At 70.5% G+C, this 19,713-nt stretch carries 8 protein-coding genes; all 8 read right to left on the bottom strand.

The window, feature by feature from the left end; genetic code table 11:
• Positions 1-3 precede the first annotated feature (3 nt).
• The 8 genes from FHU31_RS20510 to FHU31_RS20475 are packed head-to-tail and all read right to left on the bottom strand — an operon-like array spanning position 4 to position 19,637.
• Positions 4-213 carry an MbtH family protein gene (locus FHU31_RS20510; protein WP_167161960.1) on the bottom strand — a complete coding sequence of 70 codons (210 nt, stop codon included), beginning with the start codon at positions 211-213 and terminating at the stop codon, positions 4-6.
• On the bottom strand, positions 191-1,486 hold the full coding sequence (gene mbtG / locus FHU31_RS20505) for an NADPH-dependent L-lysine N(6)-monooxygenase MbtG (RefSeq protein ID WP_167161958.1): 1,296 nt from the start codon (positions 1,484-1,486) through the stop codon (positions 191-193). The genes FHU31_RS20510 and mbtG overlap by 23 nt, the downstream gene beginning before the upstream one ends.
• Positions 1,483-5,784, bottom strand: coding sequence for a non-ribosomal peptide synthetase (locus FHU31_RS20500; RefSeq protein WP_167162903.1), 4,302 nt, complete (start codon positions 5,782-5,784; stop codon positions 1,483-1,485). The genes mbtG and FHU31_RS20500 overlap by 4 nt, the downstream gene beginning before the upstream one ends.
• 26 nt (positions 5,785-5,810) lie before the next feature.
• Complete coding sequence (locus tag FHU31_RS20495; RefSeq protein WP_409371162.1) at positions 5,811-11,213, bottom strand: non-ribosomal peptide synthetase; 5,403 nt, start codon at positions 11,211-11,213, stop codon at positions 5,811-5,813.
• Positions 11,210-14,116 (bottom strand): mycobactin polyketide synthase MbtD, encoded by a 2,907-nt coding sequence (mbtD, locus tag FHU31_RS20490; RefSeq protein WP_167161956.1) that lies wholly within the window; start codon positions 14,114-14,116, stop codon positions 11,210-11,212. The genes FHU31_RS20495 and mbtD overlap by 4 nt, the downstream gene beginning before the upstream one ends.
• Positions 14,103-15,440 carry a beta-ketoacyl [acyl carrier protein] synthase domain-containing protein gene (locus FHU31_RS20485; RefSeq protein WP_167161954.1) on the bottom strand — a complete coding sequence of 446 codons (1,338 nt, stop codon included), beginning with the start codon at positions 15,438-15,440 and terminating at the stop codon, positions 14,103-14,105. Before FHU31_RS20485 ends, mbtD begins: the two co-directional genes overlap by 14 nt.
• Positions 15,430-16,164 carry a thioesterase II family protein gene (locus FHU31_RS20480; RefSeq protein ID WP_167161937.1) on the bottom strand — a complete coding sequence of 245 codons (735 nt, stop codon included), beginning with the start codon at positions 16,162-16,164 and terminating at the stop codon, positions 15,430-15,432. The genes FHU31_RS20485 and FHU31_RS20480 overlap by 11 nt, the downstream gene beginning before the upstream one ends.
• Positions 16,161-19,637: a non-ribosomal peptide synthetase gene (locus FHU31_RS20475; RefSeq protein WP_167162899.1), complete on the bottom strand. Its 3,477-nt coding sequence runs from the start codon at positions 19,635-19,637 to the stop codon at positions 16,161-16,163. The genes FHU31_RS20480 and FHU31_RS20475 overlap by 4 nt, the downstream gene beginning before the upstream one ends.
• Positions 19,638-19,713 lie beyond the last annotated feature (76 nt).

Here is a 19,713-nt window from a genome sequence, read left to right as displayed (position 1 = left end):
GGCTCAGGACATCGCGTCGCGCAGGCTCTTCGGTCGCAGGTCGGTCCAGGTCTGCTCGACGTAGGCCACGCAGTCGGCCCGGGTGCTCTCCCCGAACACCACGTGCCAGCCGGCGGGCACGTCCGCGAACACCGGCCAGAGGCTGTACTGCTCCTCGTCGTTGCGCAGGACGTAGAACGTGCCGTTCTCGTCATCGAACGGATTGCTGCTCATGACTTCTCCTTGCGGGGGTGGCGAAAGCGGGTGAACCCAGGACGCGGTCGGACAACCGGCCCAGGCAACTGAGATTGGGGAAGCCCGGCCCCTGGGTGAGGCCGGCGAGCCCCGGCAGGAACAGCTTCGGCGCGACATCGTCGACGGCCAGATCGTGGCCGATGGCCTCCTGGAGGCGGTCACTGGTCAGCGGTCCGCCGAGACCGAGTTCGAGCGTGTCGAGCGCCTCCTGGCGCAGCAGCGGCTGGAACCACATCGCGTTGGCACCGGACCCGTCGATCACCAGGTCGAAACCGTGCACCGTCTCCAACCGCTCGCCGCCGCGCTCGGTCTGCAGGGTCAGCCGGATGCGCTCATCGCGGGCCACCGCGTGGGCCACCCGGCCGCGCAGATGCCGGATCCGGTCGTCGGCCAGCAGCGCCTCCTGCACCCGCACCGAGAACACCCCGCGGTCGGTGCGGTTCATCGCATCCCGCTTCTCCGCCGGCGTCAGACCGTCCCAGTGGGTGGGGTCGGAGTACAGCGTGTTCTCGAAGAAGCCCTCGCCGCGGGTGAACAGCGTCACCTGCGGTGAGATCACGGTGATGGTCGACACGCGGTGGCGGAAGAGTTCGTCGAGCATGGTGCCGGCGGTCTCGCCACCGCCGATGACGGCGACCCGGTCGGCGGCGATCAGCTCCTGTGCCGCGGCGCGGTGCCAGAACTGCGCAATGGAGAGCACTCTCGGGTTGCCTGGCAGGATCGAGCGTTCCGCCTGGCCGGGCCCGGTGATCATCAGCGCGTCGGCCGTCACGGTGCTCTCGTGGGTCTTCAGTTCCCAGCCGGTCCCGGCATCGCCTTGTTGCAAGCCGATCTCGGTGACCTCGCCCAGGGTCACCGACATGCCGACCCGTTCCGCCACCCACTGCAGGTACTGGCTCCACCGCCGATGTGGCGGAGCGGGCCTGCCGCGGTCCACCCATTCGGCGAACTGGCCGGTCCCCACCAGGTAGGACTGCCAGCTGTGCCGCATCATCCGCTCGTCGAGTTCGGCGTTGCGGCGCGGCACCAGCACGGACTGGTACGGAAAACCGATGTCCTTCTCCGGGCCGGTGCCCAGCCGGTGTGCACCGTCGGTCCAGCCGCCGGCGGCCTGCCAGTTGGCGCCGATCGCGGTGCGCTCCACCGCGATCACCTCCGGTGCGTCGACACCCATGGCGCGCAGCTCGGCGGCCTTGGCCGCGACGGCCACCGCTTTGGCTCCCGCGCCGATGATGGCCAGTTTCTGTGTCATGAGACGACCTCTCGTAATGCGTCCTGCCACATCGCCTGCAGGGTGGCGACGTCGGCGGCGGACAGAATGTCGGGCAGGGTGCGCCACTGGCTGCCCAGCACCGGCACCCCGTTCCGCTCGATGAGTGCCACATTGAGCGTGAGCTCGTGGCGGACAGCCAGATTCGGTTCGGGCGTCGGGGACAGTGCGGCCAGTAAGGCGCGGTCGGGTACGAGGGCCTGTGCGCCACCGGCGTGGTGGATCCGGCCCAGGTAGTTCAGCAGTATCTGCGGATCACGATGGGCACCGAGTCGCTCGGCGGTATCTGCGCGCAGGTGGCGCAGCAGCGCGTAGTCGATACCGTCGCCGGGGATCGTCGGCAGGACGTCGTCGACGAGCCGGACCGGGTAGATCGCGCTGAGCAGTCCGACGGTGTCACCGGTGTCGATCAGGTGTGCATCGTCGGCCAGCCCCGCCGAGACGACGGCGTCGGCACGGCCGTGGCTTTCCAGCGCCAGCAACGGCGCCGGGGTCCGCTGCCCGCGGGCCCGGCGCCAGGCGGTGACGGTCCGTGCGGTGGCCGCCGCCAGCAACTCGGGCACCGGTCCCGCCATGACGCGGGCCGAGACATCGGGGTCGGTGAACGACATGGTGACCACCACGTCCGCGACCCGGTCGGTCTCCGGGCAGACCCGGCGGGTGCCCAACTCCGGGTCCTCGCCGGCGAGCTGGGCCTCCCAGAACTCGCAGGTATCGAGCTTGAGGGCCCGTTCGGCCAGGATTGCGGACCACTGCCGCAGCGAGGTGTGCTCCCGCACCGGCGCCGGCGCACGACCGGAATTCACCGCATGCCAACCGGTTTCCAGCTCACCGAGGACGATCCGCCACGAAGCCGGATCCATCGCGAGCACGTGCGCGGTCAGCACCAGCACATCTGTGCCACTGTCGTGGTGGAGCAGCGCCGCGCGGAACATCACCCCCTGTTCGGGGTCCAGCCGCCGAAGGGATTCGTCGGTGCGGGCGCCGACGGCGGCGGCGAGGTCACCGGTGACGTCCGCCTCGTCGAGGATATCGGTGACCTGATGTGCGACCAGTGTCCTGGTGTCGCGGTCCAGCCTGCTGCGCAGGGCGTCGTGACCGTCGATCACCGTGCGCAGCAACGTCTCCAGTTGTGCGCGGGTGACACCGCGGGGCAGGCGGATCGCCTCGGTCTGCGCCAGCCGCCGCGAATCGCCATGTGCCAGCAGCCAATGGCCGGCGGGCAGCAGCGGGATCGGGCCGGTGTCCTCGCGGTCGACCGCCTCTGCGTGCGTGTCCTCGTCCAGCGCCGCGGCCAGTTCGCGAATGCTGGCGCATTCCAGCATCAGCCGGGCCCGCAACGGGATTCCGTGCCGCCGTACCGCCTGCACCGCCGAAAGGGCCACGATGCTGTCCAACCCCAGGTCCAGGAAGTCAGCGGTGACGTCGACGTGTTCGATGTCCAGCAGCTCACGGAAGACGCCGGCCAGCGCCGTCTCGGTGGCGGTCGCGGGGCCGGTGACCGCCGCGGTGTCGTGCCGGCCGTCGAACGCCGCGAGTGCGGCGTCGTCGACCTTGCCGTGCCGGGTCAGGGGTATCTCGTCGACGACGATGATCTGCTGCGGGACCAGGTATCTCGGCAACGTCGCCGCGAGGTCCCGGCGTAGCGCCGTGGTCGGTAGGCGCGTCACCACATAGGCCGTCAACCGCGGGCCGGTGCGACGCCTGCGCACCGCGACATGCGCGTGTGACACCTCGGGGTGACGGTGCAGGACGGCGGCCACCTCGCCGGGCTCGACCCGGAAGCCGCGGATCTTCACCTGGTCGTCGCTGCGGCCGAGGAACTGCAGTTCCCCGGACAACCCTCGGCGCACCACATCACCGGTGCGATACATCCGGCCCGACGGGGTGAACGGGTCGGCGACGAACCGGCCCGCCGTCTCCCCCATCCGGTCCAGGTAGCCGCGGGCGAGCTGCCCGCCGGTCAGGTACAGCTCCCCGGCGACGCCGTCGGGCACCGGGCGCAGCCACCGGTCCAGGACGCGCGCGGTGGTCGGGTCGGTGGGATAGCCGATACAAGGGTCCGGGTGGTCGGCGATCCGCGCCACCACGGCCTCCACCGTCGTCTCGGTGGGCCCGTAACAGTTGTGGGCGCGCACACCGGTGCGCGCACAATCGGCGTGGATGCCCTGCCATGCCGCCGGGTCGATCGCCTCGCCGCCGAGGGCCAGCACGGTCAACGGGACCGTCGAGAGCAGGCCCGCCGCCCGCAGCTGGCCGAACATCGACGGGGTGGTGTCGATCATGTCCAGACCGAACCGGCCGATCTCGGCCACCAGCGCCTCGGCATCGCGCTGGACGGCATCCCCGACGATGTGGTTGCTGTGGCCGTACAGCAGGGCCACCAGCGGCTGCCAGGCCGCGTCGAACGTGAACGACCAGGCATGCGCGATACGCAGCCGGCGCCCGGCCGGCCGCAGCACGTTTCGGGCATGGTCGGCCGCGTAGGCGAGCAGGGCGTCATGAGTCCCGATGACACCCTTGGGTTTTCCGGTGGTCCCCGACGTGAAGACGATGTAGGCGCCCTGCCCTGGCCGGACCGGTGCGGGCGCGAACTCGGGTATCGGCAGCTCGGCCACCGCATCGATGACCGTCTCATCGACGATCACCGTGGCACCGGTCTGGCCGATGATCTCGCGGATTCGCTCGGCGGGCATGCCGGGATCGAGCGGCACGATCAGACCGCCGGCCTTGAGCACGGCCAGCATGGCCACCACGTAATCGGGTCCGCGGCGCAGCAGGATCGGTACCGGCGTCTCGGCGGACACCCCGCGGGCCACCAGTTCGGCGGCCAGCCGGTCGGCGGATTCGTCGAGTTCGCGGAAGGTGAGCTCGCCGCCCGCCCAGCTCAGGGCGACCGATCCCAGCCGGTCTGCGGCGGCTTCGGTGAACGCGGTGTGAAAACCTCCGCGATAGACCCCGGTGTCCGTGGCCGGCGACGCGTCGACCTCGTCGTCGAACGTGACAGCCACCTCGCGCAGCGGGCGCTCCCAATGCTGCAGCAGACCACGCACCACGGCCAGCACCCGGCGCCCCAGGGTCTCGGGATCGATCAGTCCCAGTGCCCCGTCCAGGGTTTCGACCAGAACGGTGAGCCGGCCATGGGTGGGATGGGCGGCGATGGTGATCGGGAAGTGCGACAGGCTTTCCAGCACCGACGGGCGGATCACCGCGCCGCCGAGATCGATATCCCCGCTGCCGACGAGCCCGCCGGGCGGGAAGTTCTCGTAGACCAGCAGGGTGTCGTACAGTTCGCCGATGCCGCCGGCCGCCCGCAGCTCGGCGTGGCTGAGGTAGCCGTGGTCACGCAGGTCGGCGGCCTCGCGTTGCAGGGCAAGGCATTGCCGGCCGACGCGCTGTGCCGGGTCCAGCCGGATCCGCAGCGGCACGGTGTTGATGAACAGCCCGACCATGGACTCGACGCCGGCGAGGTCGTCGGGCCGGCCGGACACCGTCACCCCGAACACCACGTCGGTGCGGTCGGTGAAGGCGGACAGGATTGCTGCCCAAGCCATCTGGAACACGGTGCTGACGGTGACGCCGTGGGCGCGCGCCGAGTCCAGCAGTTCGGCGGTGCTCGCCTCATCGAGGGTCACCTCGGTGCGCCGGGGCAGCCCGGCCGCAGCTTCCCGGCCGGACAGTGCGGGCGCCAGCATGGTCGGTCCGTCCAGCCCGGCCAGGTGCGTGGCCCAGCGTTCGCGACTGACCTGGGTGTCCCGACCGGCCAGCCAGCCGATGTAGTCGCGGTAAGGCCGTGGCTGCGGTGGCAGCGCGGCGAGGTTCCCACCGGCCCGGTACAGGCCGATCAACTCGCCGACGAACACCGGTAGCGACCACCCGTCGATGACGATGTGATGGGCGACCACCACCAGCCGCCACCGGGAATGCGGAAGCTCGGCGAGCAGGAACCGGATCGCCGGGCCACGAATCAGGTCGAACGGTCGGTGCCGGAACTCGTCCTCCAGCGCGGCCACCTCGTCGTCGGTATCGACGATCACGTGCTGCCAGGGCAATTCGAAGGTGGCGGGTACCACCGCGACCGGTTTGCTCAGCGTGCCCTGGAAGAAGCTCACCCGGATATTGGGGTGGCGGTCCAGCATTGCTTCGGCGCAGGCCCGCAGCCGCGCCGCGTCGAGGCTGCCCTCCACATCCGCGGCCATCGCGATGAAGTACGGATCGGCTCCGCCGTCGGTCAGACCGGCCAGCGAGTACAGCCCCTGCTGCAGCGGGCTGAGGGCCATCACATCAAGGATGGCCGGTGCGTCGGTCACGGTCCTCGCCACCCCGCTGTGAGCTCGGCCAGTTCATCGGCGGACAGACCGGACGCGGCCATCGGCGCGTGATGGGTGTCCCGCGCGCGAACCTGCCCGGCCTTGGCATCGAGGGCCGCGGCCAGTTCGGCGAGCACCGGATGCTCGAACACCATCCGCGCCGTCAGCGCCATCCCGTTGTCGCGGGCGCGGGCGGCCAGCTGTACGGCGAGGATGCTGTCACCGCCGAGGGTGAAGAAGTCGTCGTGCCTGCCGAACTCCTCGACCCCCAGCAGCGCGGTGAGCATCACGGCCAGCGTGCGTTCGGTATCGGTGGCGGCCGGCTCGAACGGGCCCGACGCGGTCAGCACGGGACGCGGCAGGGTCGCGCCGTCGAGCGTGTCGAGCACCGTGATCCGCAGTCCCGCCAGCTCTTCGGGCAGTGCGGCGCGGACGGCGTCGGCGAACGCCACGGTGTCGGCCTGCGGGTCGGCGGGCACCACATAGCCGGCCAGCACCGATCCCGCGCGGGTGGTCCAGTGTCGGGTCAGCGCCGCGGCCACCCCGTCGATCGCTTCCAGCGCCGCCTGTACCCGGTGGTCACCTCGCTCGACGTACTCCAGCGTGCCGTCCTCGGTCCAACGCGCCCGGTCTCCGGTGCGGTAGAGCCGGGTGCCCGGTGCGAACGGGTTCGCCGGATACCGGAATTGCGCTGCAGGCATGGCATTTCGCTGCGCCTCGTCGATGGCGCCGCCGGCGTGGTACACCTCGCCGATCACCCCGACGCCGACCGGGGCGAGCCAGTCGTCGAGCACGAACACCTGGTCCGCTCCCGCGGTCTGGGGCAGCCCGGCCTCCGGCGTCGCGGTGGCACTCCACTGGGCGACGGCCTCGGCGTCCCCGATCGCGATATCGCGCAGGGTGTGGTCGGGATGGTGGGCGAACGCGTCGACGACCCGCAGCAGCCAGTCGACCAGCCGCTGCGCGGTGGCGGCCTGGTACAGCTCGGTGCGGTAGATGACGGTGCCCTGGTAGCCGTCGCGCGCGGTGGCGAAGAAGTTCAGCGACAGGTCGGCGTGGGCGACATCGAAGGTGGGTTCCAGTGCGGTGAAACGGGTCTCCCAGTGCTGATCCCCCGACTCGTTTGAGTCGATGACCCGGTCGGCCGGCAGCTCCTCGCGCACGTGCACGACGACACCGAACAGCGGGTTGCGCGACAGCGACCGCACCGGGCTCACCGCGTCGACCACCCGGTCGAACGGTAGGTCCTGGTGGGCGTAGGCGCCCAGGGCCATCTCGCGGGCGCGCCGCAGCATCTCGCGCACCGTCGGGTTGCCCGACAGATCGTTACGCAGCACGACGATGTTGATGAAGAACCCGATGAGCTGATCCAGCTCGGGTTCGGTGCGGCCGGCCACCGGGGTGCCCAGCGGGATGTCGGTGCCCTCCCCGGCCTTGTGCAGGGCGACGGCGACGGCGGCCTGCAGCAGCATGAACTCGGTGATGCCGAGTTCGCGGGTCAGCTCGGCCAGCCGAACGCGGGTGTCCTCGTCGATGGTGAAGTTCAACGCCTCACCCTCGCCGGTCGGCACCGGCGGGCGCGGGAAGTCGGGGCGCAGCCCGTTCTCCTCGGGCAGCCCGGCGAGCTGGTCCAACCAGTAATCACGTTGCGCGGCAAGCTCATCGCCGGCCAGCAGCTCGGCCTGCCACGCCGCGTAGTCGGCGTACTGCACCGGCAGTGGCACGAATTGCGGTGCGGCCCCACCACGGCGGGCGCGGTAGGCGGTCAGCACATCGGTGAACAGCACCCCGGCCGACCAGTGATCGGCGGCGATATGGTGCACCACCAGGGACAGCACGTGATAGTCGGGCGTGCTCAGCACGGCCGCCCGGATCGGCCGGTCGTGTTCCAGGTCGAAGCAGTGGCGGCGCTCGGAATCGAGTTCGCGCTGCAGCCACTGCTCGTCCTCGCCGCGGGCGCGGCGCACCAGCACCGGCGCACTCGGGTTCACGACCTGGTATGGCGTGCCGTCGATCTCACGGTAGGTGGTGCGCAGGATCTCGTGCCGGTCGACCACGTCACCGATCGCGGCGACGAACGCCTCGACGTCGCTGGGCCCGGTCAGGCGCGCGGCGAACGGGATGTTGTTGACCGGGTTGGGGCCGTCGATCCGGAACTGGAACCACTGGCGCAGCTGCGCGGCGGACATCTGCAGCGGTCCGTCGCGCTCGATCGGCACCATGGCCGGGCGGTCACTGCCCCCTCCGGTGGCGCGCACGGTGTCGATGTGGGCGGCCAGGCCGGCGACGGTGGCCAGTTCGAAGACCTGCTGCACACCGATGTCGACACGACACCGCGACCGCACGGCGGCCACCAATTTGGTGGCCAACAGCGAATGCCCACCGAGGTCGAAGAACGAGTCGTCGGCGCCGACGGACTCGCGGCCCAGCAGTTCGGCGAACAGGCCGGCGATGACGCGTTCGGTATCCGTGCCCGGCTCGCGGTACTGCACACCCGCCGAGATCTCGGGTTCGGGCAACGCCTTCCGGTCGATCTTGCCGTGCGCGGTGATCGGGATCTCACCGATCTCGACATAGGCGGCCGGGATCATGTACTCCGGCAGCGCCGCGGCCACCCGCGCGCGGATCCGGTCGATCTGCACCGCCTCGGCCTCGTGCGCCGGTGTCACATAGGCGACCAGGCTGCGGCCCAGGGTCGGCAGGTCGCTCATCACCACGACGGCCTGACCGACCGACGGATCCACCGAGACGGCCGCGGCCACCTCGCCGAGTTCGATGCGGAAGCCGCGGATCTTGACCTGTTCGTCGGCGCGGCCGACGAATTCGATATCGCCGTCGGCGTTGCGGCGGGCCAGGTCGCCGGATCGGTACATCCGGCCGCCGGGGTTGAACGGGTCGGCGACGAAGCGTTCCGCGGTCAGGCCGTGCCTGCGGTGGTAACCATGTGCGACGTGCGTGCCGCCGATGTAGATCTCGCCGATCACGCCGACCGGGACCGGTTGTAGCGCGTCGTCGAGCAGATGGATGGTGGTGTTGATCTTGGGTGTGCCGATCGGCACGATCCGGGCGCCCTGTTTGCCCTCCACCTTGAACCGGGTGCAGTTGAGCACCGTCTCGGTGGGGCCGTAGAAGTTGTGCAGCAGGGCATCGAAGGTGGCGTGGAACTTGTCGGCGACCTCGCCGGGTAGCGCCTCGCCGCCGATGGGCACCCGCTGCAGGCTGCGCCATTCGCTGACACCGGGCAGCGACAGGAACAGCCCCAGCAAGGACGGGACGAAGTGCATCGAGGTGATGCCCTCGTCGCGCAGCAGCGCGGTGAGATACCCGATATCGCCGAGGCCACCGGGTTTCGGGATGACCAGGCGGGCCCCGGCGGCGAGCATGCCGAACAGTTCACCGATCGATACGTCGAAACCCTGGGAGGCCACCTGCAGCAGCCGGTCCCCCTCGGAGACCTGATATTCGGCACCGAACCAGACGAAGTACTCGGCGATGGGCCGGTGCGGCACCGGCACGCCCTTGGGCAGACCGGTCGAGCCCGACGTGTAGATCAGGTAGGCGGTGTTGTCGGACAGCAGCGGGCGGACCCGGTCGTCGTCGGTCGGGTCGTCGGTGCGATAGGCCTGCAGGTCCGTAAGTGGTTCGCGGATCACGACTTTCGGATCAGAATCGGACAGGATGTAGGTCAGCCGGTCGTCGGGGTAACCGGGGTCGATCGGCAGGTACACCGCACCCGCCTTGACGATGCCCAGCGCGGTCATCACCAGCTCGGGTGATTTCTCCAGCAGCACGGCCACCCGATCCTCGGTACCGACACCTTGGGCGATCAGCCAGTGCGCGATCCGGTTGGCCTCCGCGTTCAGCTCGCGGTAGCTGTAGTGGCGGCCCTCGTAGACGACGGCGGTGGCATCGGGAGTGCGGACGACCTGATCGCCGACGAGTGCGGTCAATGTGGTTGCCGGAGTGTCGAACTGCTCGCCGTGGGAGACGGCGTGCAGCCAGGCTGCGTCGTCGGCGGAGAACAACACGAGGCGCTGCAGTGCCACGTCGGGCTGGTCCAGCGCGTTGTCCAGCAGGACAGCGAAGTGGGCGAGCATCTTCGCGGCGAGGTCGGCATCGATGATCTCGGTGAGGTACTCGGCCTCGACGGTGACGCCGTCGGCGTTCCACTCGACCATGAAGCCCAACGGCAGCTGGCCGACGTGGCTGCGCAGCTCGGCACGGGCGCAGGTGAGGCCGTCGGCCCGGAAGCCGCCGCCGTCGGGTTCACGGAAGCCGAAGCTGACCCGTGTCATCCGCTCGGCGCCGTGACGCCGGTCCGGGTTGAGTTCGGCGACCACCCGGTCGAGGTTGATCCGCTGGTGGGCGAACGCCGCGACTGCGGTGTCCCGGGTGGCGGTGACGAGGTCGCGGAAGCCCTGGGTGCCCGTCGGGCGCAGCCGCATCGCGACGGTGTTGCCGTAGTAGCCGATCGCGTCGTCGGTGCCGCGGTTGACCACCGGGCTGGCGACCAGGAAGTCATCGGTGTGCGTGTAGCGGTGCAGGAGTGCGCCGAAGGCGGCCAGCAGCACCATGTAGGGGGTGGCGCCGGTCTCACGGGCCAGTGCCGTCACCTTCGCCACGGTGGCGGCGGGCAGGGCCGACGTAGTGATCTGCGAGCGGAATCCGGTCGGCACCGCCGATCCGGACGGGCCCGGCAGTTCCAGTGGCTCGGGTGGGTCGGCCAGTACCGCACGCCAATGCGCCAGATCTTCGGCGGCGGTGTCGGCGGCCGGCACGGGCGTACGCGGGGTGGGGCCGAGGTCGGCGCCCGCGTAGGCGCGGGTCAGGTCGTCGAAGAACACCCGCCACGAACCGTCGTCCCAGGCGATGTGATGGGCCACCAGCAGCATGACGAACTCGTCGGCGCCGAGGCGCACCAACGTGATCCGCAGCGGCGAGTCGGCGGCGAGATCGAACGGGGCGCCGAACTCCCGCTGTGCCAGCACCTCCAGCCGCAGCGCGCGGGCCCGTTCGGATTTGTCGGACACGTCGTGGAAGGCCCAGCCGGGCCGCAGGTCGTCGTGCAGCACCGGCTGCGGCGTCCCGGTCTCGTCGGCGGTATAGGTGGTGCGCAGGATCGGGTGCCGGCGGCCCACGGCATCGACGGCGCCGTGCAGGCGCTCGGGATCCAGCGCACCGGTGAGCCGGTAGGAGACGCAGACGTTGAGCAGCACACCGGTGGGGTCCACGTTGTGCACGAACCACATGCGCAGTTGCCCGTCGGACAACCCGGCCGGCGGTGCGGCGTCGACGGCTTCTGCCGAGGCCAGCCCGCGTTCGGCGAGCTTGCGCCGCATCAGCTCCAGGCGGGCGTCCCGGCCGGCGGCGGTGGTGGTGGCATCTGCGATATCAGTCACGCGTGGGTGCTTTCTTTGTCAGTCGTCTCGAGGTGCTCGATCAGCTCGGCTCCGGTGATACCGCCGAGGATCTTGGCCAGCGGCACCTTGTGCCCGGTGGCCGCGGTGAGCTTTTTGCGGAGGTCCAGGGCCAGCAGCGAATCCACGCCCAGGTCCAGCAGCGACTCGGCCAGATCCAGGGATGCGGTGTCGGCCACCTTCAGCACCGCACCGAGCGCGCTGCGCACGGCATCGGCCGGGCCTGCCGGCGGGGCGGCCGCGGGGACCGCCGGGGTGGCGGCGGTGGCGGCGGGTTCGTCCGCTTCGCCGAGGAAGGTGCGCAACCGGTCTCGGTCGACGGTGAACACCAGTGGGTCACCTGACCAGTCCCGGAGGCAGACCTCGGCGGCCCGGTCCGGGCGCATCGGTTGCAGGCCCGAGCGCTGCACCCGGGCGCTCTCGGACTCGTCGATGATCCCGTTGCCGGGCCACAGTCCCCAGCGCACGGCCGTGCACCGGCGGCCCTGCGCCCGGTGCTGGGCGGCCGCCACGTCGAGCAGCCGGTTGGCGGCGGCGTACGCAATGTGCCCGATGCCGCCCCACATCCCGGATACCGAGGAGCACAACAGGATTCGAGCATCCGACCGGAGTGGCCAGGTCGCGGCGAGACGGTCGAATCCGCCGACCTTCGCCGACATGGTATTCGCGAATGCCGCCCCGCTGAGCCGGCCGTGTTCGGCGATGGTGGCCGAGCCCGCGGCGTGGATCACCAAGGATGCTGCGACCGAGCCCGTTTCGGCGATCGCAGCGGCCAGGGCGGCCGGGTCGGTGATGTCACAGCGGGGCGCGATCACCTCTGCGTTCAGTTCGGCAAGGTGTGCGGGATCGACCCCGCTGCGGCTCAGCAGCACGATCCGGCGGGCGCCCTGCGCGGCGAGACAGCGGGCCAGGTGCAGCCCGACGACCCCGCTGCCACCGGTGATGACCACTTCGTCCAGCACCCCGGAATCCGCGGTCCACGCCGGTGTGTCGATCTGCTCGTCGCGGGTGGTGCGCCGGTAGACCGCGCCGTCCCGGGTGGCGAATTCGCCTGTCGATCCGGCGAGTACGGCCACCGCGGCCGTATCCAACGTGCGCGCTTGCAGATCGAGATGCCCGAACCGGTGCTCGGGGAATTCCAGTCCCAGGCTGCGGTGCATGGCGCCGAGCGCGGCCTGTGCGGGCCGAGGGGCCGGGTCGGTGGGCCGCACCTGCTCCCCGCCCACGGTGACCAGCCAGACGTCGCGATCGGTATCGCCGGGCGTATCGGCGTAGCCCAGCAGACCGGACTCGATCTGTGCGGCCAGCGCCTCGGCGGCGGTGACGACGTCCGGGCCGTCCAGGGCGGGGGCCACCACGATGAGCAGGTCGGCGTCGGCCGGGGCCACCACATCGAAGCGGTCGGCCACGGCCGCGCCGAGACCGCTGCCGAGGTCGATCACCGCGGCTCGCCGGGTGCCGGCGGAGACAGCAGGGAGATGCGGCTGCCAGTGTTCGACGGCCACGCTGATTCCCGCGACCGGCGGCAGGGGTGCCGGTGCGGCCCAGAGGTGTTCGGACCGCATCGGGGCGAACGGGAAGTTCCGCAGCGGTTCGGGTGCCGCGTCGATGAGGTCGGCCCAGCGGTAGCCCGGGTCGGTGACGGCCACCGCGGCGATGTTGGCGGCCAGCCGATCGGCGATCGGTTCGTCGCGGCGCCCGGACCCGACGGCGAGCACCTCGGCCGGCTCGATGGCTCCCTCCTCGTCATCGAGGGTATCCCCGAGCGCGTACAGCAGTGCCGGATGGGCGGAGAGTTCGACGAAGACGCGGGCGCCGTACTCGACCGCGGTCGCGACGGCGCGGTCGAAGCGGACGGTGCTGCGCAGGTTGGTGTACCAGTAGTCGGCGAAGTCGGTGCCGGCCGCGACCGCCGAGGCGGTGGCCGACCCGATGAACCGCACGGGTGACTCGGTGAACTCGCCTGCGGGTAACAGTGATTCGAGCTCGGCGCGCAGCGGGTCGAGTTTGGTGGTGTGCGCGGGGAACCACATCTCGATCTCGCGGGCGAAGGCGCCGCGGTCTGCGGTGGCACGCACCAGCGCGGCGATCGTCTCGGTGTCCCCGGACACCGCCACCGAGGATTTCGAGTTGACGACCGACACCTCGGCCCAACCGTCAGCCCCGGCGATGACCTCGTGCGCCGCGTCCGGGCCGAGCCCGAGGACCGCGACCCGGTACGGCCCGGTCAGTCCGTCCAGCAGGGTGGCGCGGGCCGCGACAATACCGACGGCTTCGGTGAGGGTGATGGTGCCGGCGATATAGGCCGCGCCGATCTCGCCGAGACTGTGCCCGACGGTGATATCGGGCAGCACTCCGCACGACCGCCACACCCGGGCCAAGGCCACCCCGTGCACGAACTGCGCGCCCTGGATCTGCACCTGGGTGAAATCGTTGGTCGGCACATCGGGTTCGGCCCTCAGGTAGTCCAGTGGTGACGCGTGCCCCGCGGCGGTGAACACCGCGGCGCAGCGGTCGACCTCGGCGCGGTACTCGGGCAGACGGTCGTAGGCCTCGATCCCCATCGACGGCCACTGGCTGCCCTGACCGGGGAAGACGAAGGCGATACGGCTCGCCGAGCGTGCCGAGCCCACCGCCAGCGGGTGCTCCTCCCCCGCGGCGACGGCACGCAGTGCGTCCTTCAGCTCGCCGAGCGCGGCGGCCCGGATCACCACGCGGTGCTTGCGTATCCGGCGGGTGCGCAGCGTCGCCGCGGCCACCGCGGCGACGTCGATGCCGGTGGGCCGGCGTTCCAGGTAGTGCAGGATCGCGGCGGCGTCCTGCGCGATCAGGTCCTCGGCGTGCGCGGTCAGCAGCACGGGCACCCGTCCGTCAGGCAGGTACATCACGGGCCTCCCCGCCGTCCGGGACGGCCACGACGACGTGGGTGTTGGTTCCGCTCATACCGAACGCCGACACCGCACCGACCCGTTCGCCGCCCTTGGCGGGCCAGGGCGTCTGCTTGGTGGCCAACCGCAGACCGTGGGACTCCCAGTCGATCTCCCGGCTGGGCTCGTCGGTGTGCAGGCTGGCCGGCACCGAGCCGTGCTCCGCCGAGATGATCACCTTGGCCAGTCCGAGCGCCCCGGCGGCCGCCTGGGTGTGACCGAGGTTGGATTTGACCGACCCGAGCAGCGCACCGGCGCCAGGTGCGGTGGCGCCATAGGTCTGCGCCAACGCCTGGAGTTCGGTGCGGTCACCGAGCCGGGTGGCGGTGCCGTGGCCTTCGATCATGCCGACGTCTTCGGGGGTCACCCCGGCTGCGGCGAGGGCGCGACGGAACAACCTCTGCTGGGCGGTGCCGCTGGGTGCGGTGAGTCCGACGGTGCGGCCGTCGGAGTTGACGGCGGTGGCGCGCACCTCCGCCAGTACCTGCCTGCCGGCGCGGATCGCGGCGGACTTGTTCTGCAACAGGAAGATCGCCGCGCCTTCGGCCCATACCGTGCCGCTCGCGTGGGCGCTGTAGGGCCGGCAGTGCCCGTCGTCGGACAGTGCGTGTTGTGTGGAGAATTCGACGAAGTAGCCCGGGGTGCCCATCACGCAGACCCCGCCGGCCAGGGCCATATCGCAATCGCCGGCCCGCAGGGCCGCCACGGCGGTGTGGAAAGCGGCCAGCGCCGACGAGCAGGAGGTGTCGACGGTCAGCGCCGGACCAGCCAGGTCGAGGGTGTAGGCGATCCGACCGGAGATCACCCCCAGTGACGTTCCGGTGATGAGATGGCCACTGTGCGAGGAGAATTCGGACAGTGCAGGTCCGTACTCGAGCGCCGAAGCGCCGAGGTAGCAACCCACGTCGTGGCCGGCGAGATCATCGGGGTTGATCCCGGCGTCTTCGATCGCACGCCAGGCCAGTCGCAGCGCGACGCGTTGCTGCGGGTCCATCGCCACGGCTTCGCGTGGCGAGATGCCGAAGAAGGCCGGGTCGAAACTGCCTGCGCCGGTGAGAAACCCGCCGAGATCGTGGATGGTCTTGAACCCGTCACGCCGGGACCCGTCCAGAAGTTCGGAGATCGCCCAGCCGCGGTCGGTGGGAAAGTGTCCCAGCGCTTCCCGCTGCTCGGCCAGCAGATCCCAGAAGCCTTCGGCGGTGTCCACACCGCCGGGCGCCTCGACCGCCATCCCGACGATCACCACCGGGTCGGCGGGATCGGGAGGTGAATCAGAGCTCATTGATCAGCTCCGCCACATCCGCGGTGTGCTCGTTGAGGTAGAAATGCCCGCCGTCGAAGATCGAGCAGGTGAAGGCGCCGGTGGTGTGAGACTTCCAGCGGCGCAACATGTTCTCGCTGATCCGGTGATCCCGGCTGCCACCGAGGGTGTGGATGTCGGCGCCGATGCGCACCTCGTCGGCGCAGCTGTACCGGTTGAACGCCGCATAGTCGGCGCGCACCGCCATGAGCAGCAGCTCCACGAAGTCCTCGTCCTCGAGCAGCTGCGGGTCGGTGCCGCCGAGGTCGACCATCTCGGCGATGATCTCCGCTTGCGTCATCGGTAATGCCGGGGAGGCCGCGACTGCCGACGGTGCCTCGCTGGCCGAGACCCACACGGCGCTCACCTCCGCCCCGCGCTGCTGGGCCACCCTGGCGAATTCGAACGCCACCACCGCACCCATGCAATGCCCGAACAGCCGCAGCGGCGCGAGCCGGTCCCAGCTGCCGCCGTCGAAAAGGTCCGCGGCGAGCTCGGCCACGGTGGCCGGTGCCGGATGGGTGAGCCGGTCACCGCGCTGCGGGTACTGCATGACGTAGGCGTCGGCACCGGACTCGGCCAATGCGGTGCCCATCGCCCGGTAGGCCAGCGCGGCACCCCCGGCGTGCGGGAACACCAGAACGGGTGCCCCTGGCGCCGAGTATCGCTTGACCCACGGCGCGAACGTGAGATCCGCGGCGGTCACGAGGTTGCGGCAGCGTCGAGGGCGTTCACCACATCCGCGTCGTCCATGTCCGCCACCTCCAGGTAGAGCTCGGCGACCTGGTCGAGCCGGTCACTGCCGGCCTCCCGGCCGGCCAGCCGTGCTGCCAGCGCTCCGACGGTGCGGGTGGCGAAGACGTCGGGCACCATCACCGTCGGGGTGTCCAGCCAGTCCCTGATCCGCGCGACGGCGGTGGTGGCCAGCACCGAATCCCCACCGAGGGCGAAGAAGTCGTCGTCGACACCGAGGTCGGGGGCGCCGAGCAGGTCCCCGATGATGGCCGCCAATGCCCGCTGCACGGGCGTGGACGGCATTCGGCGGTCCGCGTCGGGCCCGTCGCCGAACACTTCGGTCAGCGTGCGGGCCGCGGCCCGCCGGTCGGTCTTGCCGGCGAGGGTGAACGGAATACGGTCGACCAGCTCGATGTGACGCGGGATCATGTGCGGCGGAACGAGTTCGGCGACAGCCTCGGTGATCTGCCGCACATCGACTCCGGAATCCTCGGTGCTGACCAGCGCGGCCAGCACGTCGTGGTGCCGGGCACCGACCGCGGGCACGATACCGGCGACCGCGGCGCGCACCCCGGGGACCCGCTGCAGCGCCGCCTCCACATCACCGAGTTCGATGCGGTAGCCGCTGATCTTCACCCGGTGATCGGCGCGGCCGACGAACTCCAGGGTGCCGTCGGGCCAGTAGCGCGCCAGGTCCCCGGTGCGGTACCAGCGCCGGCCGTCATGCTCGACGAAACGTTCCGCGGTCAGCTCCGGCATGCCGCGGTACCCGGTCGCGATACCGCGCCCGCCGATCCACAGCTCGCCGGGCACCCAGTCCGGGCAGTCGGCACCGAACGAATTCACCACGCGGGCAGCATTGTTGGTGAACGGCACACCATAGGGCAACGCCGCCCAGTGCGCGGGCAGGTCCGCCGCGGCCTCGTGGATGGTGGCGTGGATCGCGGTCTCGGTAGCTCCGCCCAGTCCCGCCACCCGGACACCGGGGGCCTGGGCCTGCAGCCGGCGCACCATGGCGGTGCGTACCCAGTCCCCGCCGGTCAGGACGACCCTGACCGAGGAAAGCCGGTGCTCGCCCACCTCGACGAGCATCTCCAGACTGCCGGGCAGGAAGTTCAGCACGGTCACCCGGTGCTCGTGGATCAACCGCGCCCAGGTGTCGGGGTTACGCCGATCATCCTCATCGATCGCGACGATCGCACCGCCGGTGGCCAGGGTGGCGAACACGTCGAGCACCGACAGATCGCACTCCAGTGTCATCAGCGCCAGACAGCGGTCGTCCGGGCCGATCTCGAAGTGCCCGTAGAGGAATTCGGCGGTGTTCATCGCCGCGTCGTGGGTGACCTCGACGCCCTTGGGTTCGCCGGTCGAGCCGGAGGTGAACAGCACGTAGGCCGCCTCGTGCGGGTCGGTGAGCACCGGGGTGAAGTCCGGGACCCGCCTGCCGACCCGCAGTGCCTCGGCGATGGTCAGGGCGGGCAGCCAGCTGGGCTGCTGATCACCGCACACCAAGGCCATCCGCACACCCCCGGCGCGCAGGATGCGTGCGGCCCGTTCGTTCGGCTGGTCCGCGCCGATGGGCAGATAGATCGCGCCGGCGGCCAGGATACCGAGCAGCGCGGTGATCTGGTCGGCGCCTTTGGGGCCGAGCACGGCGACGGTGTCGCCCGGTGTGATCCCCGCCGTGTGCAGGGCGGCGGCGACGGCGAGCACCTGCTCGCGCAGTTCGGCGTAGGTCAGCTCACCGGCCGAGCCGATGACTGCGGTCGCGTCCGGGCGGGCGGCCGCGGATGCGAAGAAACCGGCGTGCAGTGGCTGCCCACCGGGATCGGCAGTGGTGGCGCCCCGCCGGTCACGCACCGCGCGCTGCCCGTCGTTGATCAGCGGGGGGCGGACGGTCTCCCAGGCGGTGTCCTCGGCGGCCAGCCGCAGCAGTTCGGCGATGTGCCGGTCGAACATCGCGTCGACCACCCCGGCCGGGAAGGCGTCCTCGCGGACGTCCCAGTTCACCAGGACACCACCGTCGAATTCGGTGACCTGAGCGTCGAGCAGCACCTGCGGTCCCTGCGAGTTGATCCACACCGGTGTGCCGAACGTGTCGGTGACCTCGGCGGCGAACAGTTCCCCCAGGCCGAGCGCGCTGGTGTACACCACCGGGGCCAGCACCTGGGTGCCGCGGTGCCGGCTGAGGTCGCGCAGGACGGACAGGCCCGGGTAGGCGGCGTGCGCGGCCGCGTGGCGGAACACGTCCTGGACCGCGCGGGCGCGCGCGGTGGCGGTGTCGGCACCGGTCAGGTCGATGTCCAGCAGCAGCGACGAGGTGAAATCGCCGACCAGTGAATCCACATCCGCGTGGTGCTGTTCGCGGCCGAACATCGGGACGTTGAGCAGGAAGCGCGGTTCGGCCGACCAGCCGGCCAGCGCATCGGAGAACGAGGCGGCCAGGGCCATCGCCGGCGTGACGCCGCGGCGGCGGGCGGCCCCGAAGAGGGCATCGCGGGTCTGCGGGTCCAGCCAACGATGGCGGCGCGTGGTGTGGCGCGGGTCGGCCTGCTCGGCCGCCGGGACCAGCGGCAGGCGCGGCGGATCGGGCAGCTCCGGGATCCGCTCGGCCCACCACTGCCGGTCGGCTTCGGCGACCGGCAGCTCCGCCGCGGCGAGCCGGTACTGCCGGTAGGTGTAACCGAGCGGGGCGAGGTCGGCGCCGTGGTAGAGCCGGGTCAGATCGGCCATCAGGGTGCGGTAGCTCATCGCGTCGGCGGCCTGCATGTCCAGATCCACGTGCAGGCGGCAACGGCCGCCGGGTAGCAGGGTCAGCGCGAGTTCGAAAACCCCGTGCTCGAGCTGCTGGTGCGATTTGGCGCGCCGGATGTCGGCCAGCCGAGCGTGCACCTCTGCCTCGTCGGCGGCGCGCAGGTCGACCAGGTCCACCGGAAAGGGCTGCGGCGCTTCACCGATGCGCTGAGTGCCGTCGGGCAGGAACTGAACGCGCAGCATCGGATGACGCTCGGCGAGCTTGGTGGCCGCACGGCGCAGCTGATCGTTATCGACTGCTGCACCGTCGAATTCGACGTAGAGGTGACCGGCGACGCCGCCGAGTTGCTGATCGTCCTCTCGGCCGATCCACATGGCGTGCTGCATGGAGGCCAGCGGGAACGGTTCGCCGGCGTGCGAATCGTCCTGGATCTCAGGCTGTTCGGCTTCCGCCGCGATATCCCCGCCGCCCAGCAGTTCCGCCCAGGCCCGCACCGAAGGCTGTGCCACCAGGGACGCGAAATCGATGTCCAGGCCTTTTTTCCGCCATTTTCCGGCCAGTGACATCATCCGGATCGAGTCCAGGCCCTGGCTGACGAGATCGAGATCGGGGTCGATATCGCCTGCGGTGATACCGAGCAGATCGGCGACCTCTTGCCGGATGGTTTCTGACCTAGCCGAGGCATTCACAGCAACACTCACCACGCCTCCCAACGCCGTCGAATTACTAAGCACAGGCTGCCCTAATTTTGAGAAGGCTACCCTA

Source organism: Mycolicibacterium fluoranthenivorans (assembly GCF_011758805.1).
In the GTDB taxonomy this organism is placed as follows: Bacteria; Actinomycetota; Actinomycetes; order Mycobacteriales; family Mycobacteriaceae; genus Mycobacterium; species Mycobacterium fluoranthenivorans.
The sequence above is the reverse complement of the archived record's forward strand: the minus strand, read 5'-3'. Positions and strand labels throughout refer to the sequence as shown.

Coding starts and splice junctions, on each gene's coding strand:
- FHU31_RS20510 (WP_167161960.1), bottom strand. CDS start 213: ATGAGCAGCAATCCGTTCGATGACGAGAACGGCACGTTCTACGTCCTG.
- mbtG (WP_167161958.1), bottom strand. CDS start 1,486: ATGACACAGAAACTGGCCATCATCGGCGCGGGAGCCAAAGCGGTGGCC.
- FHU31_RS20500 (WP_167162903.1), bottom strand. CDS start 5,784: ATGGCCCTCAGCCCGCTGCAGCAGGGGCTGTACTCGCTGGCCGGTCTG.
- mbtD (WP_167161956.1), bottom strand. CDS start 14,116: ATGTACCTGCCTGACGGACGGGTGCCCGTGCTGCTGACCGCGCACGCC.
- FHU31_RS20485 (WP_167161954.1), bottom strand. CDS start 15,440: ATGAGCTCTGATTCACCTCCCGATCCCGCCGACCCGGTGGTGATCGTC.